This is a genomic window from Klenkia marina, assembly GCF_900101025.1.
GTDB classification, from domain to species: Bacteria; Actinomycetota; Actinomycetes; order Mycobacteriales; family Geodermatophilaceae; genus Klenkia; species Klenkia marina.
The window spans coordinates 371765-395864 of record NZ_FMUH01000002.1; the positions used below are offsets into that span (position 1 = coordinate 371765).

Genomic DNA, 24100 nt, shown 5'->3' on the forward strand with positions numbered 1-24100 from the left:
CGGACGCACGCCGCGGGTTTCGGCGCAGGCCGGCGGGGACGCCCGACCGCCGTCCACCCTATCGACCGGACGAGGGCGCCGAGGGTTCCTCCCCGGCCAGGACCGCGGCGGCCACGGACTCGAGGTCGCGCCCGAGGGTGAAGGCGCGGGCCCGCAGCCGGGCGATGGCGGCACCCGCGGAGCCGCCGTCCCGGCCCACCAGGAACCCGACCGCGCGCCACACCTGTTGCCGGTCGGCGACCGGCTCGCCGTCCAGCCACGCCGGCATGCCGAGAGGGCGCCCGGCGCTCCCGGCGAGGTCGTCCCCCAGAGCGGCCCCCATCGCGGCCGCCACCGCGAGGAGGTCGGCCTCGTCGACGGCTGCGACGTCCTCGGCGCGGCGCAGGAAGACGTTGACCGCCGCCGTGCGGCTGAGCGCGCCGGGCACCGGGGCGGACACCACGCCCCGGTAGCGGGTGCGCAGGGCGAGCTCGGCGGCGTAGACCGGCCAGCGTGCGGCCATCTCGTCGCCGGCCGTGGCCACCGTCCGCTGCTCGACGTGCGCGGTGAGGCAGGGCCCCTCGCCCACGGTGAACTGCAGCCGCTCCGCTGCCGCGGCCTCGGCGTCGCTGGACCCGATGGGCAACCGGCGGTCGGCGCTGAACGTGCAGGTCAGGCCGGCCCCGTCGACGGGGAGCGCGGCTGCGCAGGCGCGGGCCAGCCGCTCGGGGAGGAGGGCGGGGTCCGGCGACCCCAGCTCAAGCGCGGTCAGCGCCGCCGCGAACCTCCCCGCAGCGTCGTCCACCGACCCATGGTGCGCGCCGGCCCGCCGATCCGCTCGGCGGCGGTGCGCACGGAAACCGCTGGACGGCGCAGCCAGAAGGCGTAACGTGCTCCGACCGTGCCCGACGCCGTCCTCACCGCCGAACGCGCACACCTCGCGCTCGCCGCCCGCTGCCTGACCGGCATGCGTGCGGCCACCGCCGCCACCGCCGACGCCGGTGTCGATGCCTGGGCCTCCGAACGCCTGGGCGCTGCCCGCGCCGAGCGGCTCCGGTCGCTGGCCGCCGACCCCGGCGCGCCGCCCTTCTTCGGCCGCACCGACACCGCCGACGAGACCTTCCACATCGGCCGCCGGCACGTGCGCGACGCCGCCGGCGATCCGGTGGTGATCGACTGGCGCGCCCCGATGAGCCGGCCGTTCTACCAGGCCAGCGCGGCCGACCCGCAGGGCCTGCAGCGCCGCCGTCGGTTCGGCTTCGCCGACGGCGAGCTCACCTCCTACGAGGACGAGTCGCTGACCGCCGACGACCGCCCGTCGGAGCTGCTGCGCGACGAGATCGAGCGGCCCCGTTCGGGCCCGATGCGCGACATCGTGGCCACGATCCAGCCCGACCAGGACGACATCGTGCGCGCGCCGCTGGCCGCGTCGATCTGCGTGCAGGGCGCTCCGGGCACCGGCAAGACCGCCGTCGGGCTGCACCGCGCCGCCTACCTGCTCTACACGCACGGCGAGCAGCTGGGCCGCACCGGGGTGCTGGTCGTCGGGCCGAACCGGGCCTTCCTGCGCTACATCGAGCAGGTGCTGCCCGCACTCGGCGAGGTGGAGGTCGACCAGGCCACCGTCGCCGACCTGACCGGCCGGGTGCCGGTGCGGGCCGAGGACCCCGACGACGTCGCCGTGCTCAAGGGCGACCCGCGCCTGGCCGACGTCCTGCACCGGGCGCTGTGGCGCGGGGTGACCAAGCCGCGCGACTCGGTGCAGGTGCCGCTGTCGGGACGCCGCTACCGGATCCCCGAGGAGCGGCTGCGCCGGTACGTCGACGACCTGCGCCGCGCCGACATCTCCTACGGCGCGGGCCGCCAGCGGCTCGCGCTGTCGCTGGCCGAGGATGCCCGCCGGCAGAAGGAGGAGGCCGGGGGCAGCCCGTCGGACGCCGACACGCGGCGCTGCGCCCGCTCGGCCGAGGTGCGCGCCTTCTGCGACGAGCACTGGCCCGCGGTGGACGCCGCCGCGCTGGTCGCGTCGGTGCTCGCCGACCCGTCGGTGGCCGGGTCCCTGCTGACCGCCGAGGAGCAGGACCTGCTCCGGCGGGCACCGGGCCGGTCGGTGCGGGCCACCCGGTGGACGGCGGCCGATGCGGTCCTCGTCGACGAGGTGGCCGGGCTGCTGGAGAGGCTGCCCGGCTACGGGCACGTGGTGGTCGACGAGGCGCAGGACCTCTCACCCATGCAGTGCCGGGCGGTCGCCCGCCGCGTGGGCGCGGGCTCGTTGACCGTGCTCGGTGACCTGGCGCAGGCCACCAGCCCGTGGTCGGTGGCCGACTGGTCGACCACCCTCGCCGCACTCGGCCGGCCCGACGCCGTCGTGCGCCCGCTGACCACCGGCTACCGCGTGCCGGCGGAGGTCCTGGAGTTCGCCAACCGGCTGCTGCCAGTGCTGGTGCCCGGGCTGGCACCGGCCACCGCGGTCCGCTCGGAGCCGGGGTCGCTGCGGCTGCGCCCGGTCTCGGTGCTGGGCCCGGTGCTGGCCGAGGTGGTGCGGGGCGCCGGCCCCGGCTCGGTGGGCGTCGTGTGCGCCGACGCCTCCGTCGAGGAGCTGGTGGCAGCGCTGGACGCCGAGGGGGTCGACGCCGCTGCGCTGGCCGACGACGGCGGCGAGCCCGCGCCCGTCGCCGTCGTCCCCGCGACGCTGGTGAAGGGGCTCGAGTTCGACCACGTGGTGGTGGTCGAGCCGGCCGCGATCGTGGCCGCGGAGGCACGCGGCCTGCACCGGCTGTACGTCGCGCTGACCCGGGCCGTGAGCAGCCTGGCCGTGCTGCACCGCGAACCGCTGCCGGAGCTGCTCGCCGGCTGAGGCCTGAGCCGGTGGGTCGAACTAGGGTCTCGATCATGGCCAAGTCGACGACGTCCCTGCGCGAGGTCCTCCGGGCACCGGCCGGGGAGGTGTCGTTGGCCGACGTCGACCCTCGGTCGACCCCGTCGGCACCCGGTGACAAGGACGCCACGAAGCTGCAGATGACCGCAGACGGGGCCGAGCTGTCCACGCTGCAGGAGAAGCTGTACGCCGAGGGCATCTCGGGGGGTGATCGGCGGGTCCTGCTCGTGCTGCAGGGGATGGACACCAGCGGCAAGGGCGGTGTGATCAAGGCCGTGGCGGGCGCGGTGAACCCGCAGGGCGTCACCATCACCAGCTTCAAGAAGCCGTCGCCGGAGGAGCTGCGGCACGGTTTTCTCTGGCGGGTGCGCCGGGCGGTGCCCGGGGCGGGGATGATCGGCGTCTTCGACCGCTCGCACTACGAGGACGTGCTCATCGGCCGGGTGCGCGAGTTGGCCACCCCCGCGGTCATCGAGCGGCGGTACAAGGAGATCGTGCGGTTCGAGGACCAGCTCGCCGCCGCCGGCGTCACGATCGTGAAGTGCATGCTGCACGTGTCGAGGTGGGAGCAGAAGCAGCGGCTGCTGGCCCGGCTCGACGACTCGACCAAGCGCTGGAAGTTCAACCCCGGCGACGTCGACGAGCGCGCCCTGTGGGACGACTACCAGCGCGCCTACGAGATCGCGATCGAGCGCACGTCGACGCAGGCCAACCCCTGGTACGTCGTCCCCGCCGACCGCAAGTGGTACCGCAACTGGGCGGTCGGGCGGTTGCTGCAGGAGGCCGTCACCGACCTGGCGCCCCGCTTCCCGGCCGCCGACTACGACGTGGCCGCCCAGCGCGATCGCCTGATCGACGAAGCCGACTGACGCGGCGCCCCGCCACCTCCGCTGTTGATCATGCAGAAGGGCAACGGTGACGCGCCGTCCAGCGGCGTGGCGGTGTTGCCGATGTGCATGATCAACGCCCATCGGGCTCCGACCCCCGAGGCTCAGCCGCGGATGCGCTGCCCGTCGATCCACACCCCGGCCAGGTCGGGCGGGCCAGCGAGGGCGAAGACCTTGGCCAGGGCGGCGTCGGGGTCGGCGGCGGTGCGCAGGGCGACGTCCAGCGTGCAGCCGGGCTGCGGGCGCACCCAGACGGCGTCGAAGCGCATCCCGACCGACAGGTGACCGACGTCCGGCAGGCCCAGGGCCTCGGCGCCGGTGGCGGTGGCCAGGTGCAGCAGGTCCGCCGGGGTCAGCGGCTCGCCCTCGTCGCCGAGCAGGCGCTGGCCGAAGTAGGCCTGCAACCCCTCCTTGAGCAGGCAGAACCCGGTGCCGGCGCCGACGTCCGAGCCCAGCGCCACCCGCACCCCGGCCGCCCGGTGCCGGCGCAGCGGGAACAGCCCGCTGCCCAGCGCCGCGTTCGACGTCGGGCAGTGCGCCACCGTCGTCCCGCGCGCCGCCAGGACGGCGAGCTCCGCGTCGGTCGGGTGCACGTCGTGGGCCAGCACCGACGCCCCGCTCAGCAAGCCGAACCGGTCGTAGCTGTCCACGTAGCCGCCGTGCAGCTGCGCGACCGCAGCCACCTCGGCCAGGTTCTCGTTCACGTGCGAGGTGAAGAACGCACCGTCCACCTCGGCGAGCAGCGATGCGCACGACTCCAGCAGCGCCGGCGAGCACGACAGCGAGAACCGCGGCGTCACCGCGTACCGCGACCGGCCCACCCCGTGCCACCGCTCCGCGAGCGCCCGTCCCTCGTCCAAAGCCCGCTCGGGCGACGTGAGCAGCTCGGGCGGCAGCAGGCGGTCGCTGACCACCAGCCCCGACGTCACCCGCAGCCCGACCCGCGCGGCCTCGGTGAACAGTGCGTCGACCGCCGGGGCGAAGTGCGAGCCGAACACCAGCGCGGTCGTGGTCCCGGCGCGGGCCAGGCCGTCGACGAACTCGGCGGCCACCTCGGCGGCGTAGGCGGGCGAGGCGAGCCTGCACTCCTCGGGCAGGGCGCACTGGTCGAGCCAGTCCAGCAGCGGCATGCCCAGCCCGCCGATGGCCCGCACCTGCGGGAAGTGCACGTGGGTGTCCACCAGGCCGGGCAGCACGACACCACCGCGCAGGTCGACGTCCGCCGCCGGGAAGTCCTCGGCCGGCCCGCGGGCCACGACCACGCCGTCCTCGACCTGCAGCACTCCCTCCAGCGCCCGCAGCGACCCCGCGACCGGGGTGTCCAGGAACGTGCCGCGGTAGAGGGTCACGAGGGGACGCGCGCGAACGCGCCCAGCAGGGACGCCGCCACGCTCACCGCGATCACCGCCGGGTCCTTGCCCGCCAGCTCCGGCAGGCCGATCGGGCAGACGATCCGGTCGGGGTCCGGGGCACCGTCGGCGAGCAGGGTGCGGCGGAACCGGGCCCACTTGCCGGCCGAGCCGATCAGGCCGATCGAGGCCAGGCCGGGCGTGCGCAGGGCGGCGTCGCACAGCGCGGCGTCCTCGGCGTGGTCGTGCGTCATCACCAGCACGTGCGCCCCGACCGGCAGCTCGGCGAGCACCAGCTCGGGCAGCACCGGCACCTGGTGGACGTGCACGGCGGCGAGGGCGTCGTCGAGCACCGCCAGCCGCTCGGCGGTCAGCTGCCCGGGCCGGGAGTCGACCAGGTGCAGGTCGAGGTCGTGCCGGGCGAGGATGCGGGCCAGCTCGAGGCCCACGTGCCCGACCCCGAACACCGCCACCGCCGGGACGACGGGCAGCGGCTCGAGCAGCAGCCCGACCTCGCCGCCGCAGCACTGCACGCCGTGCCGGTAGGGCGCCTTGTCCGACAACGCGACCTCCACGACCTGGGTGCCCCCGCCCGAGACCAGCAGCTCCCGCGCCCGCTCGACCGCGACCGCCTCCAGGTTGCCGCCGCCGACCGTGCCGTACTGGTCCGACGCGGAGACGACCATCTTGGCGCCGGCCTCCCGCGGCGAGTGCCCGCGCGCGGTCGCCACGGTCACCAGCACGCCGGCCTCGCGCCGGTCGCGCAGCGCCTGCACGGCGCGGTCCCAGCGCATCAGAGGTCTCCCCGCATCAGATCTGGCCCAGCACGCGCTCGGACTCCGGGCGGATCGGCGGGCCGGCCGACGCCGGCGGCGGGACCGAACCGGGGACCACGTGCGCCCCCTCCGCGGATCGGGCGGCCTCGACCGCCCAGTACACGGCCTCCGGGGTGGCCGGCGAGGCCAGGTCCACGGTGTGCCCGGCCGGGCCGAAGGCCGCCGCGGCCTGGCGCAGCGCCTCGCGCACCGAGAAGGCCAGCATGAGCGGGGGCTCGCCGACCGCCTTCGAGCCGTAGACCGCGCCCTCCTCGTGCGCGGCCTCCAGCAGCGAGACCCGGAAGTCCTCGGGCATCTCGGAGAAGCTCGGCAGCTTGTAGGTCGACGCCGACGAGGTGAGCACCTTGCCCGAGGTCGGGTCCCAGCGGAGGTCCTCCAGGGTCAGCCAGCCCAGGCCCTGCACGAACCCGCCCTCGACCTGGCCGAGGTCGACCAGCGGCGACAACGAGTCGCCCACGTCGTGCACCACGTCGACCCGGCGCACCCGGTAGGCCCCGGTGAAGCCGTCGACCTCCACCTCGGCGGCGGCCACCCCGAGCGCGAAGTACTTGAAGGGCTCGCCCCGCATGGCCGCGGAGTCCCAGTGCAGGCCCTCGGTCCGGTAGAAGCCCGCGGCCCACAGCTGCACCCGGGAGAAGTAGGCCAGCCGGACGACGTCGTCCCACGGCACGCTCGGCCCGTCGGGCGCCAGCCCGCGCACCTGGCCGTCGACGAACCGGACGTCGGCCGCCGGCACGTGCAGCTGCTCGGCGGCGACCTGCGCCAGCCGGGCCAGGATCTGCTCGCAGGCGTTCTTCACCGCGCCGCCGTTGAGGTCGGCACCCGAGCTCGCCGCGGTGGCCGAGGTGTTGGGCACCTTGTCGGTGCGCGTGGGGGCCAGCCGCACCTTGGCCAGCGGGACGCCGAGGGCGGTGGCCGCGACCTGCAGCATCTTGGTGTGCAGGCCCTGGCCCATCTCCGTGCCGCCGTGCGTGATGAGCACCGAGCCGTCCTTGTAGACGTGCACCAGCGCCCCGCCCTGGTTGAAGGCGGTGAAGTTGAAGGAGATGCCGAACTTGACCGGGGTGATGGCCAGCGCCCGTTTCACGTGGAGCGACTGGGCGTTGAAGGCGTCGATCTCCGCCGTCCGGGCGTCGAACGACGACGTGTCCAGCACCTGGGCCCACGTACGGGCCAGCCGGTTGGCCTGGCGCACCGGCTGGCCGTAGGGCGTCTCCTGGCCGTCGACGTAGAAGTTGCGTCGGCGCAGCTCGTGCGGGGTCAGCCCCAGCGCCGGGGCGCAGCGACCCAGGACGTCCTCGATCACCAGCATGCCCTGCGGCCCGCCGAACCCGCGGAACGCCGTCTGCGAGGTCTTGTTCGTCCGGGCGACCCGGCCGTTCACCCGCACGGCCGGGATCCAGTAGGCGTTGTCGACGTGGCACAGGGCCCGGGCCAGCACGGGCTCGGAGAGGTCGAGGCTCCAGCCGCCGTCCGAGGTCAGGGTGGCGTCGAGAGCGGTGAGCCGGCCGTCGTCGTCGAACCCGACCCGCCACTGGGCGTGGAAGCCGTGCCGCTTGCCGGTCATCGAGATGTCCTGCGCGCGGTTGAGCCGCAGCCGCACGGGCCGGCCGGTCAGCCGGGCGCCGAGCGCGGCGATCGCGGCCAGGCCGTGCGGCTGCATCTCCTTGCCGCCGAACCCGCCGCCCATGCGCAGGCACTGCACGGTGACCTCGCTGCTGGACAGGCCCAGCACGTGCGCGACGATCTCCTGCGTCTCCGAGGGGTGCTGGGTGCTCGACTGGATGAACACCTGCCCGGCCTCGTCGACCTGGGCGAGCGCACAGTGCGTCTCGAGGTAGAAGTGCTCCTGCCCGGCGAACTCGATCTCGCCGCTGACCACGTGCGCCGAGCCGGCGAGGGCCTCCTCGACGTCGCCGCGCAGCAGGGTGGGCTTCCCGCCCTGGAACGACTCGGCCTCGATGGCGTCGCGCAGGGTGATCACCGCGGGCAGCGGCTCGGTGTCGACCTCGACGGCGACCGCGCCCAGCCGGGCGGCCTCCAGCGTCTCGCCGAGCACCCAGCACACCGCGTGCCCGTGGAACATGACCTCGGTCGGGAACAGCGGCTCGTCGTGCTTGACCCCGGCGTCGTTCACCCCGGGCACGTCGGCGGCGGTGAGCACCCGCACCACCCCGGGGACGGCGAGTGCGGCCTCGGTGCGCAGGTCGGTGACCCGGGCGTGGACCTCGAGCACCTGCACCGGCCAGGCGTGCAGCACGCCCTTGGTGCGGCCGACCAGGTCGTCGGTGTAGAGCGCCTGACCGGTGACGTGCAGGGCGGCGGACTCGTGCGGGACGGCGGTGCCGACGACGGCGCCCGCGGGGCGTTCGGACAACGCGCTCATGCCGGGACCTCCGAGGCGGCGAACTTCAGCAGGGCCTGGCGCAGCATCGCCCGGCGGTAGGCGGCGCTGGCCCGGTGGTCGTCGAGCGGCGTGCCCTCGGTGGCCAGCACCTCGGCCGCCGCGGCGACGTCCGGCCACGGGCGCCCGACCAGGGCCTCCTCGGTGGCCAGCGCCCGGATCGGGGTCGCCGCGACCCCGCCCAGCCCGATGCGGGCGCGGGTGACGACGCCGTCCTCCACATCGAGGCCGAAGGCGACGGCGACGCTGGAGATGTCGTCGAACCGCCGTTTGGCGATCTTGGCGAACCCGACCAGCCCGGGCTGCGGCTGCGGGATGCGGACGGCGCGGATCAGCTCGCCCGCCGTCCGGACGCTGCGCCGGTAGCCGGTGAAGTAGTCGGCGAGCGGCACTTCGCGCTCGCCGGCGGCCGAGACCAGCACCAGCGAGGCGTCCAGCGCCAGCAGGCCGGGGGCGGTGTCGCCGATGGGGGAGCCGGTGCCCAGGTTGCCGCCCAGGGTGGCCCCGTTGCGGATCAGCACCGAGGCGAACTGGGGGAGCAGCAGGTCCAGCAGGGGGACGGCGCCGTCGAGCCGCTGCGCCACCTCGCTGAGGGTGACCGCGGCGCCGATCTCGACGACGTCGTCGGCCACCGAGACCCCGCGCAGCTCGGGCAGCCGGTCGACGGCCACCACGTGCGGCGCACGCAGTCCGCGCAGGTTCACCTCGACCCCGTGGTCGGTGGACCCGGCGACCACCACCGCGTCGGGCTGCCCGGCGAGCACCTGCAGCGCCTCGGCCAGCGTGGCCGGCCGGACGAACCCGGGGACGGCGGTGCGCGCCGGCGCCGGGGCGGGCTCGGCCTGCCGGGTGGCCAGCGGGTCGCCGTCGGCCGGGGTGCCCAGGGCGTAGGCGGCGTCCCGGATCGGCCGGTAGCCGGTGCAGCGGCACAGGTTGCCGGAGAGGGCGTGCAGGTCGAAGCCGTTCGGGCCGTGCTCGGGGGAACGGTCCTCGTCCTCCGTGGTGGCCACCACCTCGACGGGGGCGGCGACCGCGCGGTCCGGGCGGTAGAACTCCGCGGCCATCGAGCAGACGAAGCCCGGGGTGCAGTAGCCGCACTGCGAGCCGCCGCGCACCGCCATCTCGTGCTGCACGGGGTGCAGGTCGGCGGGGGTGCCCAGGCCCTCGGCGGTGACGACCTCCTGGCCGTCGAGCGCCAGCACCGGCAGCAGGCAGGCGTTCAGCGCCGTCCAGCGGGTGGGGGTGCTCGTGCCGGGGCGGGCGACCAGCACCGAGCAGGCGCCGCACTCACCCTCGGCGCAGCCCTCCTTGGCCCCGACCAGGCCGTTCTCCCGCAGCCAGTCCAGCGCCGTCGTGTGCGGCGCGGTGCCCTCGAGCGGCACGGTCGCGCCGTTCACGGTGATGCTGGGGATCGGCACGACGGCGGCGCTCCTCGTCGGACGGGGGGTGGGCGCCCCAGACTGCCTGCCGCAGGTTGCGGTCAGGTCTCGGCCAGGATGCGCCCGCGCCGTCACGCCGGGCAACGGGCCACGATCGGGTTGTTGTGGAACGTCGACGTCCTCTGGTTCTGTGGAACCCCTGTGACCTGCGAGGAAGGGTGCGGCATGAGCGTCGCCCGGCGGATCGGCACGCTCGCCCAGTTGCTGGGCGCCGTCGTGCTGGCCGGGGTGCTGGTGGCCGCCGTCCTGTTCCCCGTGGTCGGCGGGCTGGGCGTCACCGCGCGCAACTCGGCGTCCCTGCTCGACGCCCTGCCGGTGGAGCTCACCGACCGCACCCCGCCGGGCAACACGGTGCTGCTGGCCGCGAACGGCGAGGTCATCACCGGCTTCTACGACGAGAACCGGGCCCCGGTCGCGGCCGACCGCATCGCCGAGGTCATGAAGCAGGCGATGGTCGCGATCGAGGACGCCCGGTTCTACACGCACAACGGGCTCGACGTGCAGGGCACGCTGCGCGCCGCGGTGACCAACGTCGTGGCCGGCGACGTGCGCGAGGGCGGGTCGACGCTGACCCAGCAGCTGGTCAAGCAGACGCTGCTGCAGACCGCGGAGACCCCTGAGGAGGCCGCCGCCGCCACCGAGCAGACCCTCGACCGCAAGCTGCGCGAGGCCCGCCTGGCCCTGGCGCTGGAGCAGACCTACAGCAAGGACGAGATCCTCACCCGCTACCTCAACATCGTGTACTTCGGCCAGAACGCCTACGGCGTGCAGGCCGCGGCGCGCATCTACTTCTCCGTCGACGCCGCCGACCTCACCCTCCCGCAGGCCGCGATGCTCGCCGGGCTGGCCCAGAGCCCCACCAACGACGACCCCACGGTCAACCCGGAGGCGGCCACCACCCGGCGCGACCAGGTGCTCGACCGCATGGCCGAGCTGGGCACGGTGTCGGCCGCCGACGCGGCCGCCGCGCAGGCCGAGCCGATCGTGCTGGCGCTGGGCGCGCCGCCGCCGCGGGGGTGCGTGCAGGCCTCGGTCGGCCCTTTCGTCTGCGACTACGTGCAGCGCTACCTGACCCAGACCCTGGGCCTCACCCAGGACCAGCTCGAGCACGACGGCCTGACCATCCAGACGACGCTGGACCCCGACCTGCAGCGGGCCGGCGACGCCGCGGTGCTGGAGACCCTGCCGATGGGCGACTCGCTCGCCGGGCTGTTCACCGCCGTCCAGCCCGGCACCGGGCACCTGCTGGCGATGAGCGTCAACCGGGTGTTCGGCTACGACGTCACCGACCCGGCGCAGGAGTCCTACAACCTCAACGTGGCCGCCAGCCAGGGCTCCGGGTCCACGTACAAGGTGTTCACCGCCGCTGCTGCGCTGGCCCGGCAGTACTCGCAGTACTACACGCTCACGACCAGCGACCCCTACGTCTCCCGCGTCTACCGCGACGGTTCCGAGCCCTACGACGTGCGCAACGCCGGCCGCTACTCGCCCACGCTCGACCTGGCCACCGCGCTGTACCAGTCCTCCAACACCTACTTCCTCGCGCTGGAGGACGCCCTGGGCAGCGTCGAGGAACCGGTGCGGATGGCCGAGGCGGCCGGGCTGTTCCAGTTCAGCCGGCCCGGCCTCGCGCAGCAGATCATCGACGAGAACCGTGGCTCGTTCACCTTCGGCGCCGAGGAGACCAGCCCGCTCGCGCTCGCCAGTGCCTACTCGACCTTCGCCGCCGGCGGCACCCGATGCCTGGTCACCCCGGTCACCGCGGTGCTCGACCGGTTCGGCCAGCCCGTGACCGGTGCCGACGGCCAGCCGATCGTCCGCGGCGACCAGTGCACGCCCGAGGCGATCCCGTCGGGGGTGGCCACCACGATGAACCAGATCCTGCGCCGCGACGTCGAGCCCGGGAACCCGGGCCAGACCGGCTCGCGGGCCTACGTGCCCGGCCACCAGATCGCCGGCAAGACCGGCACCTCGCAGGACAACTACTCGGCGGCCTTCGTCGGCTACACCCCCGAGATCACCGCCAGCGTCATGGTGCTCAACCCCAAGCAGAACCAGGACGTCGGCGGGTTCGGTGGCAACAAGCCGGCCACCATCTGGCGGGCGGCGATGGCGCCGATCCTGGAGGCCCGGGGCAGCGGTGAGTTCCCGCCGGCCGATCCGTCGGTGGTCAACGGCAACACCCTCCCGGTGCCCGGGTGCGGATCGGTGTCGGCCTGCCGCTCGGCGCTGGCCGGCGCCGGGTTCGTGCCGCAGACGGTGACGGTCGACGGCGACCGGCCGGCCGGCGCGCTGCTGGGCACCAGCCCGCCCGCCGGTGGCCGGGCCGTGGTGGGCCAGGTGGTCACCATCCGGGTCAGCAACGGCTCGGCCTACACCGCGCCCGCCCCCGCCCCCGCCCCAGCCCCGGCGCCCGCTCCCGCCCCACCGGGCCCACCGGGCGGCCCGCCGTCCATCCCGGGCCAACCCGTCGGCTGACCGCCGCCGAGCGCACGACTGCGGTGGTCTCCAGGGCGCGGAGACCACCGCAGTCGTGCAGTCGACGGGTCAGGGGTGGACGAGGATCTTGACCTGGGTGTCGTTGCGGTGGATCAGCGCCTCGAACCCTTGGTCGACCAGGTCGGCGAGGTCGATCCGCGCGGTGATGAACGGCGCCAGGTCGACCTTGCCGCTGCGCACCAGCTCGATCGTCGCCGGGTGGTCGCCGGCGTAGGCGATGGTGCCGCGCAGGTCGATCTCCTTGAGCACCAGCTTCTGCAGGTCCACGGCCGGCTTGTGCCCCCAGATGGACACGTTGACCACCACGCCGCCGGGCCTGACGCCGTCCAGGAGCGTGTCGAGGACGGCGTCCACGCTCGAGCACTCGAACGCGACGTCGGCACCCCGCCCGCCGGTCAGCTCCCGCACCCGGTCGGCCACCGACCCCTCGGTGGGGTCGAGCACGTGCGCGGCCACCCCGGTCTCCAGCGCCTTGGCCTTGCGGGCGGCGCTCATCTCGGTCACCACCACGGTGAGGCCCTCGGCGGTGAGGACGGCGGCCAGCAGCAACCCGATCGGGCCCGCCCCGCCGATCAGCGCGACGTCCCCCGCGCCGGCCCCGCTGCGCCGGTAGGCGTGGTACCCGACCGCCAGCGGCTCGATCAGCGCCGCCTGGTCCAGCGGGATGTCGCCGACCGGGTGCACCCACCGCCGGGCGACGACGACCCGCTGGCTCAGCCCGCCGCCACGCCCGCCCAGCCCGATGAAGTTCATGTCCTCCGACAGCTGGTAGCTCTGCCCGGGCGAGGTGTCGACGCCGTCGGCGATCACGTAGGGCTCCACCACGACGGAGTCGCCCACGGCCAGGTCGGTGACCCCCTCGCCCAGCTCGGCGACGGTGCCGGAGAACTCGTGGCCCATCGTGAGCGGGGCCTGCTCGCCCGACACCGGGTGCGGGGCGCCCGAGGGGATGAAGATCGGCCCCTCCAGGTACTCGTGCAGGTCGCTGCCGCAGATGCCGCACCAGGCGACGTCGATCGCCACGTGCCCGGGCTGCAGCTGCGGAGCCGCGATGTCCTCGACCCGGATGTCCTCCCGGCCGTGCCAGCGTGCTGCTCGCATGACCCCTCCTCAGCTCGTGTGGTGGACGGCGGCCGGCTCGCTCACCGGCGTCGGGATGCCCTCGTACCGGGCCTTGAGCTGCAGGGCCAGGTAGAGGGAGTAGTGCCGGGACTGGTGCAGGTTGCCCCCGTGCATCCACAGCTGCGGGACGGCGGTGGGCTTCCACATGTTGCGCTGCTCGCCCTCCCACGGGCCCGGGTCCTTGGTGGTGTCCGAGCCCAGGCCCCAGACCTTGCCCACCCGGTCGGCGGTCTCGGCGTCGACGAGGTCGGCGATCCAGCCGTTCATAGAGTCGTAGCCGGTCGCGTAGACCACCAGGTCGGCGGGCAGCTCGGTGCCGTCCTCCAGCACGACGGCGTCCTCGGTCAGCTCGCGCACCTGGCCACCGACCAGCTTCACCGACCCGTTCGCGATGAGCTCGGAGGCCCCCACGTCGATGTAGTAGCCCGAGCCCCGGCGCAGGTACTTGAGGAAAAGGCCCGAGTCGTCGTCGCCGAAGTCGAGCTGGAAGCCGGCCTTCTCCAGGCGGGCGTAGAACTCGGCGTCGTCGATGCGGATCTGGTCGTAGAGCGGCTTCTGGAACTCGCCCATGATCCGGTAGGGCAGCGAGGCGAAGGTCAGGTCGGCCTTGTGCGTGGTCATCCCGCCCGCCACGGCGCTCTCGGAGTACAGGCCCTCCATCGTGCCCATGAGCGAGCGGCTGGTGACGATGTGCGTCGAGCTGCGCTGCACCATCGTGACGTCGGCGCCGTGCTCCCACAGCGCCGCGCAGATGTCGTGCGCCGAGTTGTTCGACCCGACCACGACCACCTTCTTCCCGCGGTACTGCTCCGGGCCGGGGTGCTGCGAGCTGTGCTGCTGCTCGCCGCGGAAGCGGTCCATCCCGGGGAAGCTCGGCATGCGGGCCTTGCCGCTCATGCCGGTGGCGAACACCAGCTGGGTCGGGTGCAGCGTCAGGCGCTCGCCGTCCCGGGTCAGCTCGACGGTCCACGTCCCGGCCGCCTCGTCGAAGTGCGCGGACTCGACCGTCGTGGAGCTCCAGTAGTTCAGCTCCATGACCTTCACGTACATCTCGAGCCAGTCGCCGATCTTGTCCTTCGGCGCGAACACCGGCCAGTTCTCCGGGAACGGCAGGTAGGGCAGGTGGTCGTACCAGACCGGGTCGTGCAGGCAGAGGGACTTGTAGCGGCTGCGCCACTGGTCGCCGGGCCGGGAGTGGGCGTCCACGACGACCGTGGGGACGTCGACCTGCCGCAGCCTCGCCCCGAGGGCGATGCCGCCCTGCCCGCCGCCGATGACCAGCACGTACGGCTGGCGCGTGTACCCGAGCTCGGCGGCCTCGGCGTCCCGGCGCTCCAGCCAGGTCTGCCGCTCCTTGTTCGCGCCGTGCTCGGCGCCCATCGGGCGGTCGCGCCCGGCCTTCTCCTCGTGGCCGATCAGCTCGTAGAGCGTGGTGAGCAAGGTCCAGGCCTTGCCGTCCTGGAGCCGCAGGTGCCCGCGTCCGCGGCCCACCGCGGTCTCGAAGTGGATCCACGCCTCGTCGACGCCGTCGGCGCCGGTGGGCTCCTCGCCCTCGGTGACCCGGAACCCGGTCGGGTCGACCCGGTCGAGCACCTCGGTGAGCCGGGCGCGCACCTGGTCGTGCCCCTCGGCGGTGGTGATGTTCCAGGTGAAGGCGATCAGGTCCCGCCAGAAGCAGGTGGGGGCGAACAGCTCGACGGCGGCGTCGACGTCCCGGGCGGTCAGCGCGGCCTGGAACTGCTCGAGCCAGATGGCGACGCGGCCCGCCGGGGTGTCGGTGGGCCGTTCCAGGGTCTGGGTCATGCGGATGCCTCCTCGCGGGGCGGCCTCGTCGCCGTCCCGAGCTCCATGCGACACCCGCCGCGCACGCTGCGGCAGGGTTGCAGAGGGTTGCGCGGATCGTGGTCCAGGTCACAGGCTGGGGGTGTGCCCCGGCCCCTGATCGACGCGTCGTGGCGGCGGGTCGCCGCGGCCGGGGTCGACCCCGGCGGCGGCCCCGCACCCGCCGTGCTGCCCGACGCGGAGGTGGCCCGCCGGGTGGTCGCCGGCCCGCTGGCGCCGATGATCCCGGTGCTGCGCGAGCGGCTCGAACCCGTCGCCCGGGCCTGCGGCCAGCTGGTCGTGGTGACCGGCACCGACGGCCGGGTGCTGTGGCAGGGCGGGGCGCCCGAGGTGCGCCGCCGGGCCGACGGCCTGGGCTTCGTGCCCGGCGCGGCCTGGGACGAGCCGGCGGTGGGCACCAACGCCATCGGCACCTGCCTCGTGCTGGGCACCCCGGTGGGCGTGCACGGCGGCGAGCACTACGTCGACGGCCACCAGCAGTGGACCTGCGCGGCCGCCCCGCTGCGGGACCCGGTGGGCGGCGGGCTGCTCGGCGTCGTCGACCTCTCCGGTCCGGCCCGCACCGCCCACCCCGGCGCGCTGGCGCTGGTGTCGGCGGTCGCGGCGCTGGCCGAGCACGAGGTGCGGGCCGCGCACGACCGCACGCTGGAGCAGCTGCGCCGGCTCGCGGGCCCGCTGCTGGCCCGGCTCGACGGCCGGGCCCTGGTGCTCGCCCCCGACGGGACGACGGCCGCCGTCACCGGGTTCACCGGACCGGCCCGGGTGGCGCTGCCCGCGGACCTGGACGGCGGGGGGCGGCCCGTCCTCGCCGGTCTGGGCCCGTGCCGGGTGGAACCGGTGCCCGGTGGGTGGCTGGTGCGGGTCGACGACGAGGACGGCGCCGGCGTGGCCACGCACGCCGTCCTCGACCTGTCCGGGGACCGCCCGCGCCTGCAGGTGAGCGCGGGGTCGGGCAGCTGGACCGACGTCCTGGGCCTGCGGCACGCCGAGATCCTGCTGGCGGTCGCCGGGGCGCCCGGGGGACGGACGGCGGCCGAGCTGGCCGAGGACCTGTTCGCCGACCCCTCGCGCACGGTCACCGTGCGCGCCGAGGTGTCCCGGTTGCGGCGCGCCGTGGGCCCGCTGCTGGCGACCCGTCCCTACCGGCTGGCCGAGGGGGTCACCCTCGAGGTCCGGTGGCCGGTGGGGCCGTTGCTGCCCGGGTCGGTCGCGCCGGCGGTGCTGCGCGCCCGAGCCGCTCGTCCAGGGCCTGGGTGAGCAGCCAGCCGGCGATCACCACCAGGTGCAGCAGGAACAGCCACAGCCCGAGCGCCACCACGCCGCCGACGACGTCGAGCCCGCCGAAGGGCGCCCCGATCGACAGCGGCAGCCGCAGGAACAGCACGAACCCCTGCAGGAAGCCCGCCAGCGACGCCGCGGTGAAGAACGCCCCGACGCCGATGGCCCGCCAGCCCAGCTCACCGGCCGCGACCACCCGGAACCCCCACACCAGCGGTCCGGCGAGCGCGAACAGCACGGAGTAGAAGCCGACCGCCACCAGCGCGACGCCGGCCCAGAACCCGCCGGTGGCCTGCAGGTCGGCCAGCACGGGCACCACCATGAGCACGGCCAGCAGCAGGAACGGGGCGACCACCAGCAACGGGACGACGGCCAGCCGGCCCCGCCACCCGGTGTAGGTGTCCTCGCGGTCGGTGAAGCGCAGCAGCGCCCGGCGCAGCCCCTCGCCCCAGAAGGTCATCGGCAGCAGGGCCAGCAGGCCGCCGAGCAGGGTCATCGTGGTGCCGGCGTCGGCGAGCTCGGCCAGCGCGTCGGGGGCGCCCAGCTGGTCGGGCAGCACGCCACCGAGGGTCTCGAGGTACCCCCGCACGGTCTCGGGCGAGGTGATCAGCGAGGTCAGCGCGAAGGCCAGCAGCAGCAGCGGGACGACGGAGATCCCCGCGTAGAAGGTGAGCCCCGCGGCGATGAGCGACAGGTCGCGCCCGCGCATCCCGCGCCGCACCGAGCCCAGGATGAACCGGGTCTCGGCACGCCAACGGATCACCGGACCCACTCCACCACCCCGCGGCCCGCCCCGCCGTCCGAACCCGTACGGGAGGTCGCCGGGGAGCCGACTGCGCGCTGGTGCGGCCACGGCGACCCCGGAACCAGCTCGTGCGCGCACCCACGTGCCGCCTGCGCGGACAGGCGGGGCACCCGGCCCGGTGGGCCGCATCGCCGCGCACCCGCGACACGGGTGCGCGGGCCCGGGGTCAGCCGGTGACGAGCTCGCCGGACCAACCCTCCACGGACACCTCGCCGGTGGCGCTCACCGCCACCGTCACCTCGTCGGACCCGATGCGCAGGCCCTCGACGCGCACCGCGCCCAGGGGTGCGGGGCGGAGGGGAGCGACCTCGAGCCGGCCGGCGGGGACGTCCGGGCGCAGCCCGATCACCGCGGTGAGGACGGCGACCGACGCCGCGGCCGACCACGCCTGCGGCCGGCACGAGGCGGGGTAGGCCAGCGCCCGGCGCACCTCGGTGGCGGCGTCGCCGGCGAACAGCTCAGGCATCCGCCGGTCGAAGGACTCCCCGGCCGCCAGCAGGCCCCGGGCCAAGGACCCCGCCTGCGCGGCGTGCCCCTCGCGGGCCAGGCCGGTCATCGCGATCGCGGTGTCGTGCGGCCACACCGAGCCGCAGTGGTAGGTCAGCGGACCGTAGCCACCGGCCGTCGTGGCCATGGTGCGCAGCCCGAACCCGGAGTCCATCGCCGGGGAGCCCAGCCGGGCGGCGACCGCCGCGGACTCCTCGCCGTCGAGCAGCCCGGTGCCGAGCAGGTGGCCCATGTTCGAGGCCGGGGCGTCCACCGGTGCCTTCGCGCCGTCGAGGGCGATGGCGGGGTAGCGGCCCTCGTCGTCCCCGACCCAGAACGCCCCCCGGAACCGTTCGCGCAGGTCGGCGGCCCACGAGCGCCAGCGGTCGGCGCCGGGCCGGCCGAAGGCGTCGAGCAGCGCGGCCCCGCCGAGCGCGGCCTCGTGGGCGTAGGCCTGCGCCTCGCACAGCGCGATCGGCCCCTCGGCGATGCGGCCGTCGGCGAACCGCACCGAGTCGTGGCTGTCCTTCCAGCCCTGGTTGGCCAGGCCGGTGCCCGTGCGGTCGAGGTACTCCAGGAACCCGTCGCCGTCGGGGTCGGCGTCGGCGGCCAGCCACTCCAGGGCCCGCTCCAGCGGGTCGAGCAGCTCGGTGACGACGGCGGGGTCGAGCCCCCAGCGCCAGGCGTCGTGCAGCAGGCAGACCCACAGCGGGGTGGCGTCGACCGTGCCGAAGTAGACCGGCGGCAGGAACGGGGTGACCCCCTCCTCGGCCACGGGCGGCCGGCGGATCTCGTGCAGGATCTTGCCCGGCTCCTCACCGGTCGCGTCGTCCCGCCGGGTGCCCTGCCGGGCGGCCAGCGTGCGCAGCGTGCCGGCGGCCAGCCCGGTGCCCAGCGGCAGCAGCAGGCGCGCCGTCCAGAGGCTGTCGCGGCCGAACAGGGTGAGGTACCAGGGCGCCCCGGCGGCGGCGAAGACGTCCTCGGGCTCGGTGGTCGTGGCCATCCGCAGCCCGGCGAGGTCCTCCAGCGACTGCTCGACCAGGGGGGCCAGCCGGGAGTCGTCGCAGGTCACCCGCGGCGTCGACCAGCTGCTCGCGGTGCGCGGCGCGGCGGTCACCCCGCCCGGGTCGACCACGCGCACCGACCAGTCGACCTCGACCGCCCCCCGCGGCGGGACGACGACCGTCCAGCTCAACCGCCCGTGCTCCCCGACCGTCTCCAGCCCCGGGACGGCGACGACCACGCCGCGGCCGGCCCAGCCCTCCCCGTCGGGGGCCACGAGCGGGCGCACCTGACCGCTCTTGACCTCCTCGACGGTGGCCAGGTCGGTGGCCAGGGTCAGCACGACCTCGGCCTCGAGCGGGTCAGCAGCGCTGGACACCAGGCGCAGGGTCTCGCCCAGCCCGTCGTCGGCCAGCCGGCGCACGGTCTCCAGCCGGATCGTGGGGTCCGGGCCGGGGTCGCCCAGCCCGCGCAGGACGGCGACGTGCCGGCTGGTGCCGGTGCCGGTGCTGCCACCGCCGATGCCGTCGGGGCGGCGGCCGGCCACGGTCACCTCGACCACCGACAGCGCCCGGACGTCGCCGCAGAACACGCCCTCGGCGCCCTGCCCGTGCACTGCGCCGTCCCGCGCGGAGAGCACCGTGACCGGGGCCCGCAGGCAGACGTCGAGCTCGTGGACGGTCGGCTGCAGACCCGGGTCGCTCGTCATTCGACCGATCCAACCCGATGCGTGGTGCGACGCACAAGGCGAGCGGGCGCACAGCTTGACACTAAGGCGGACCGAGGAGCACTGTGCGACCAGTCACTTTGGATCGGTCAAATCGGGAGGCGGCGTCATGGGCCCGGACGACGGCGTCGAGCGCCCCACCCTGGCCAGCGTCGCGGCCCTCGCCCAGGTGTCCAAGCAGACGGTCAGCAACGTGCTCAACGCCCCGCACCTGGTCAGCGAGGCCACCCTCGACCGGGTCCGGGCCGTCATCGACGAGGTCGGCTACCGCCCGCTGCGGGCGGCCCAGCAGATGCGCAGCCACCGCTCGCAGCTCATCGGCATCCGCATCGACCCGGTGCGCGACGGCATCGGCGGCATCGTGCTCGACCAGTTCCTGCACGCCCTCACCTGCAGCGCCGAGGAGTCCGGGCACCGCATGGTGCTGTTCACCGCCGACGACGCCGCGGCCGAGGTCGACGCCTACGACGAGCTGGTCGCCTCGTTCGCCGTCGACGCCTTCGTGCTCACCGGCACCTACCACGGTGACCCCCGCACCGCGTGGCTGCGCCGCCGCCGGCTGCCCGTGGCCAGCTTCGGCCGGCCGTGGGACGACCCGGCAGGCCGCAGCTGGGTGGACACCGACGGTGCGGCCGGCACCCGCGCCGCCGTCGAGCACCTGGTCGCCCAGGGGCACACCCGCATCGCCTTCCTGGGCTGGCCGGTGGGGTCGGGCACCGGCGACGACCGGCGGGCCGGCTGGGTGGACGCGATGTCCTCGGCCGGCCTGCCCGTCGCCGGGCTGGACGCCGGGCTGCCCGACGACCCCGCCGTCGCCCAGGCCACCGCGCTCGGGCTGCTCGCCGCCCGTGGGGTCACCGCCCTGGTCTGCGCCTCGGACTCCCTCGCCCTGGGCGCGCTCGGCGCCGTGCAGGAGCTCGGCCGCCGCCCCGGGGTCGACGTCGCGGTGGTCGGCTTCGACGACAGCCCGGTGGCCGCCGCGATCGGGCTCAGCTCGGTCGCCCAGCCGGTCGCCGCCGCGGCGGCCGCGTGCATCGAGCTGCTGCGCGGCCAGCTGGACCCCGGCCCGGGCCCGGTGTCCGGGGGAGCCGCCGACGAACCGGTGCTGCTGACCCCGCGCCTGGTGGTGCGGTCGTCGTCCGACCGCGGTGGTGCCGCCGTCCCGACCGCCACCCCGCCGGTCCTGCCCGCCCCCTGACACCCAGCCCCCGACCGGCGGCACCGACGCCGCCGGCCCTCGACGAGGAGGAACCACCGTGAGATCGCCCATCCGCAGGTCCGCGCAGGCGGCCGTGGCCGTCGCAGCGCTGTCCCTCGCCACCGCCTGCGGTGGCGGCTTCGACGACACGGCCGAGCAGCAGGAGAGCGGCAGCGCCTCGCTGACCATGCTCATCGCCAGCTCCGGCGACGCCGAGACCGAGGCCGTGCAGACCCAGGTCGACGCCTACGAGCAGGAGTCGGGCAACACCGTCGACGTCCAGGTCGCCGCCGACCTCTCGCAGGAGCTCGCGCAGGGCTTCGCCGGGGGCAACCCGCCCGACGTGTTCTACCTCGACGCCAGCCGGCTGGCCGACCAGGCCGACGCCGGCAACCTGTTCCCCTACGTCGACCAGGTCGACGACGTCGACGACTTCTACCCGAACCTGGTCGACGCGTTCACCTACCAGGACACGCAGTACTGCCTGCCCAAGGACTTCTCCACCCTCGCCCTGGAGATCAACGACGCCGCGTGGGCGGCCGCGGGCCTCACCGAGGCCGACTACCCGACCACCTGGGAGGAGCTGGCCACGGTCGCCCAGACGCTGACCACCGGCACCCAGACCGGCCTGGTCATCGGCGACACCCGCGACCGCATCGGCGCCTTCATGGTCGAGGCCGGTGGCTGGTTCCTGAACGGCGACGGCACCGAGGCCACCGTCGACAGCCCGGAGAACCTCGAGGCGCTGCAGTACCTGCAGACCAACCTGGCCGCGGGCTCCTTCACGTACCCCTCCGGCGTGGACGCCGGATGGGGCGGCGAGGCCTTCGGCACCGGCAAGGCCGCGATGACCATCGAGGGCAACTGGATCGTCGGCGCGCTGGCCAACGACTACCCCGACGTCGGCTACACCGTCGTCCCGCTGCCCGAGGGGCCCGGCGGGCCGGGCACCCTGTCGTTCACCAACTGCCTGGCCGTGGCCGCCGACAGCGATGCCCAGGACGCCGCCGTCGACCTCGCCACCTACCTGACCGGCGCCGACGCGATGACGGCGCTGACCCAGGACACCGGCGTGCTGCCCTCGCGCCAGTCGCTGGCCGACGCCTACCTGCAGCAGTTCCCCGAGCGCGAGGCATACATCGCCGGGGCCGAGTACGCCCAGGGCCCGGTCAACGCCCCCGGTGCCGAGCAGGTGCTGCTGGACTTCGACAGTCAGCTCGGCGGCCTGGCCACCGGCGACCCGCAGCGAGTGCTCGAGTCCACCCAGACCAACCTCGAGCAGGCGATCGGCGGATGACGGCGGTCCCGGCCCCCGCGGGGGGTCTGCAGACGCGGCCCTCGCGGGGGTCGGGACGCTCCTCGGCCCGCGCCGGGCAGGGCCGCGCGGGGTGGGCCTTCACCGTCCCGCAGGTCGTGCTCATCGGGTTGTTCGTGCTCATCCCGATCCTGATGGCGTTCTGGGTCAGCCTCACCGACTGGCGCGGCCGGGGGTCACCGTTCAGCGGCTCGGTGGGCTTCGTCGGGTTCGACAACTACGCGACGATCCTCACCGAGCCGGGCCTGGCGCGGCAGGACTTCATGACCTCGCTGCGCAACAACGCCTGGTACGTGCTGCTCGTCGTCCCGCTGCAGACCGCCATCGCGCTGGGCCTGGCCCTGGTGCTGAACTCCAGGATCCGGGCCAAGGGCTTCTTCCGGACGGCGTTCTACTTCCCGACCGTCACCAGCTCGGTCGCGATCAGCCTGGTCTTCATCTTCCTGTTCACCGGGGGCGGCGCGGTCAACGGCCTGCTCGCGGTGTTCGGCATCGACGGACCCAACTGGTTCAGCGACAGCCGCGGTCTGCTGCACCTGATCGGTGACGGTCTCGGGTTCTGGGACTCGGCGAACCCGCCGGCCGCGCTCACCGACGGCGGCCCCCTCGGGCTGAGCTGGTGGGACTGGCTGAGCGGCCCCTCGATCGCGCTGGCCGCGCTGATCCTGCTCGTGGTCTGGACCTCGGCCGGCGGCTACATGCTCATGTTCCTGGCCGCGCTGCAGGACGTGCCCGCCGACGTCCGCGAGGCCGCGGTCATGGACGGCGCCAACCGGTGGCAGCGGTTCCGTGCCGTGACGTTGCCGGCGCTCAGGCCGACCCTGTTCCTGGTCACCACGCTGGGCCTGATCGGCACCTGGCAGGTGTTCGACCAGGTGTACCTGATCAGCCAGGGCAACCCGGCCAAGACCACGCTCACCCCGGCGTACCTGAGCTACACGTCGGCGTTCGAGGCCGGGCAGTGGGGCCGGGCCGCGGCGATGTCGTTCGTGCTCTTCGCGATCATCGTCGTGCTCACCACGCTGCAGCGGTTCCTCATGCGCGACAAGGACGCGATCGCCGAGAAGAAGGCGACCCGGACCGCGCAGCGGGCGCGGGCGGCGACGTCGAGGACCACGTTCTTCCAGGCCGGACGGTGAGGCGACCATGACCACCACGCTCCCCGCACCCCGTGCGGACGTCGGGGAACCCGTCCCCGCGCCCCGCCGTCGCCGCCGGTTCCCGCTCGGGCGGTTCCTGGCCTACGTGGTGCTGGTGTTCTTCGCGCTGGTCTACGTCTACCCGTTCCTCATCCAGCTGGTGACGTCGTTCAAGACCAACAGCGACGCCACGAACAACCCGCTGTCGCTGCTGCCCGACCCGGTCACCGCCGCGGCGTTCAGCCGGCTCCTCGACACCGACTTCACGCTGTGGGCCCTCAACTCGGTCTGGGTGTCGGTGCTGGTCACCGTCGGGCGGGTGTTCCTCTGCTCGCTGGCGGGCTACGCGCTGGCCCGGCTGCGCTTCCGCGGCCGGTCGGCGATCTTCACCGCCGTGCTCGCGGTCATGGCCGTGCCCAGCGTGGTGCTGCTGATCCCGAAGTTCCTGGTGCTCAACCAGCTCGGCATCTACGACACCCCGGTGGCGCTGTTCCTGCCCCTGGTGGCCGACGCGGCCGGCGTCTTCATCATGAAGCAGTTCTTCGAGAGCGTGCCGGCCTCGATCGAGGAGGCCGCCCGCATCGACGGCGCCGGCACCTTCCGGGTCTTCTGGTCGGTCGTGCTGCCCATGGCCCGCCCGGCGCTGATCACGCTGACGATCCTGAGCTTCCAGGCGTCGTGGAACGAGCTGCCGCACTTCATCGTGGCCAGCCAGGACCGCGACCTCTACACGCTGACCAAGGGCGTGGCCACGCTGACCACCGGCCAGCTGGGCTCGGGCAACGAGTTCCCGCTGACCCTGGGTGCAGCGCTGCTCATGACCCTGCCGGTGGCCATCGTGTTCTTCGTCTTCCAGCGCTACTTCGTCGCCGGCGCCAACGACGGCGCCGTCAAGGGCTGACCCGGGGCGCACCC

The 24100-nt window shown here is 74.6% G+C and carries 17 protein-coding genes; 8 read left to right on the forward strand and 9 right to left on the reverse strand.

Annotated elements, in window-relative coordinates; translation table 11 throughout:
* Positions 1-58: 58 nt before the first annotated feature.
* Positions 59-784 carry a hypothetical protein gene (locus BLP29_RS06995; protein WP_092801746.1) on the reverse strand — a complete coding sequence of 242 codons (726 nt, stop codon included), beginning with the start codon at positions 782-784 and terminating at the stop codon, positions 59-61.
* 96 nt (positions 785-880) lie between these two features.
* Between BLP29_RS06995 and BLP29_RS07000 the strand changes: the two genes are divergently transcribed.
* On the forward strand, positions 881-2836 hold the full coding sequence (locus BLP29_RS07000; protein WP_243469754.1) for a HelD family protein: 1956 nt from the start codon (positions 881-883) through the stop codon (positions 2834-2836).
* Between the two features lie 35 nt (positions 2837-2871).
* Positions 2872-3726 carry a PPK2 family polyphosphate kinase gene (locus tag BLP29_RS07005; protein WP_092801750.1) on the forward strand — a complete coding sequence of 285 codons (855 nt, stop codon included), beginning with the start codon at positions 2872-2874 and terminating at the stop codon, positions 3724-3726.
* 122 nt (positions 3727-3848) lie between these two features.
* Here the strand turns inward: BLP29_RS07005 and BLP29_RS07010 are convergent, their stop codons facing one another.
* The 4 genes from BLP29_RS07010 to BLP29_RS07025 are packed head-to-tail and all read right to left on the reverse strand — an operon-like array spanning position 3849 to position 9751.
* Entirely contained in the window at positions 3849-5093 is a 1245-nt protein-coding gene (locus BLP29_RS07010; RefSeq protein ID WP_092801753.1) for a guanine deaminase, read from the reverse strand.
* A complete protein-coding gene (gene xdhC, locus BLP29_RS07015; RefSeq protein ID WP_092801756.1) occupies positions 5090-5887 on the reverse strand; it encodes a xanthine dehydrogenase accessory protein XdhC in 798 nt (265 codons plus the stop codon). The genes BLP29_RS07010 and xdhC overlap by 4 nt, the downstream gene beginning before the upstream one ends.
* A 16-nt stretch (positions 5888-5903) precedes the next feature.
* Positions 5904-8315 (reverse strand): xanthine dehydrogenase molybdopterin binding subunit, encoded by a 2412-nt coding sequence (xdhB, locus tag BLP29_RS07020; protein ID WP_133379069.1) that lies wholly within the window; start codon positions 8313-8315, stop codon positions 5904-5906.
* Positions 8312-9751, reverse strand: coding sequence for a xanthine dehydrogenase small subunit (locus tag BLP29_RS07025; protein WP_092801759.1), 1440 nt, complete (start codon positions 9749-9751; stop codon positions 8312-8314). Before BLP29_RS07025 ends, xdhB begins: the two co-directional genes overlap by 4 nt.
* Before the next feature lie 186 nt (positions 9752-9937).
* Between BLP29_RS07025 and BLP29_RS07030 the strand changes: the two genes are divergently transcribed.
* Positions 9938-12250, forward strand: coding sequence for a penicillin-binding protein (locus tag BLP29_RS07030; protein WP_092801762.1), 2313 nt, complete (start codon positions 9938-9940; stop codon positions 12248-12250).
* A 69-nt stretch (positions 12251-12319) separates the two neighbouring features.
* On the opposite strand, the gene BLP29_RS07035 is transcribed toward BLP29_RS07030, so the two are convergent.
* A complete protein-coding gene (locus tag BLP29_RS07035; RefSeq protein WP_092801765.1) occupies positions 12320-13372 on the reverse strand; it encodes a 2,3-butanediol dehydrogenase in 1053 nt (350 codons plus the stop codon).
* Between the two features lie 9 nt (positions 13373-13381).
* Positions 13382-15196, reverse strand: coding sequence for an NAD(P)/FAD-dependent oxidoreductase (locus BLP29_RS07040; protein WP_092801768.1), 1815 nt, complete (start codon positions 15194-15196; stop codon positions 13382-13384).
* 123 nt (positions 15197-15319) lie between these two features.
* Here BLP29_RS07040 and BLP29_RS07045 point away from each other — a divergent pair, with 123 nt between their 5' ends.
* Positions 15320-16492 (forward strand): GAF domain-containing protein, encoded by a 1173-nt coding sequence (locus BLP29_RS07045; protein ID WP_243469755.1) that lies wholly within the window; start codon positions 15320-15322, stop codon positions 16490-16492.
* Here BLP29_RS07045 and BLP29_RS07050 read toward each other — a convergent pair.
* Positions 16395-17276, reverse strand: a complete 882-nt coding sequence (locus BLP29_RS07050) for a YihY/virulence factor BrkB family protein (RefSeq protein WP_243469756.1) — start codon at positions 17274-17276, stop codon at positions 16395-16397. The two genes, BLP29_RS07045 and BLP29_RS07050, sit on opposite strands and share 98 nt — an antisense overlap.
* A 208-nt stretch (positions 17277-17484) precedes the next feature.
* A complete protein-coding gene (locus BLP29_RS07055; RefSeq protein ID WP_092801774.1) occupies positions 17485-19515 on the reverse strand; it encodes a glycogen debranching N-terminal domain-containing protein in 2031 nt (676 codons plus the stop codon).
* Positions 19516-19642: 127 nt separating this feature from the next.
* Here BLP29_RS07055 and BLP29_RS07060 point away from each other — a divergent pair, with 127 nt between their 5' ends.
* The 4 genes from BLP29_RS07060 to BLP29_RS07075 are packed head-to-tail and all read left to right on the forward strand — an operon-like array spanning position 19643 to position 24086.
* Positions 19643-20731 (forward strand): LacI family DNA-binding transcriptional regulator, encoded by a 1089-nt coding sequence (locus BLP29_RS07060; RefSeq protein ID WP_092801777.1) that lies wholly within the window; start codon positions 19643-19645, stop codon positions 20729-20731.
* Positions 20732-20789: 58 nt separating this feature from the next.
* Positions 20790-22028, forward strand: coding sequence for an extracellular solute-binding protein (locus tag BLP29_RS07065; protein WP_092801780.1), 1239 nt, complete (start codon positions 20790-20792; stop codon positions 22026-22028).
* Positions 22025-23185 (forward strand): carbohydrate ABC transporter permease, encoded by a 1161-nt coding sequence (locus tag BLP29_RS07070; RefSeq protein ID WP_092801783.1) that lies wholly within the window; start codon positions 22025-22027, stop codon positions 23183-23185. Before BLP29_RS07065 ends, BLP29_RS07070 begins: the two co-directional genes overlap by 4 nt.
* 7 nt (positions 23186-23192) lie before the next feature.
* Positions 23193-24086 (forward strand): carbohydrate ABC transporter permease, encoded by an 894-nt coding sequence (locus BLP29_RS07075; RefSeq protein WP_092801786.1) that lies wholly within the window; start codon positions 23193-23195, stop codon positions 24084-24086.
* Positions 24087-24100: the final 14 nt, after the last annotated feature.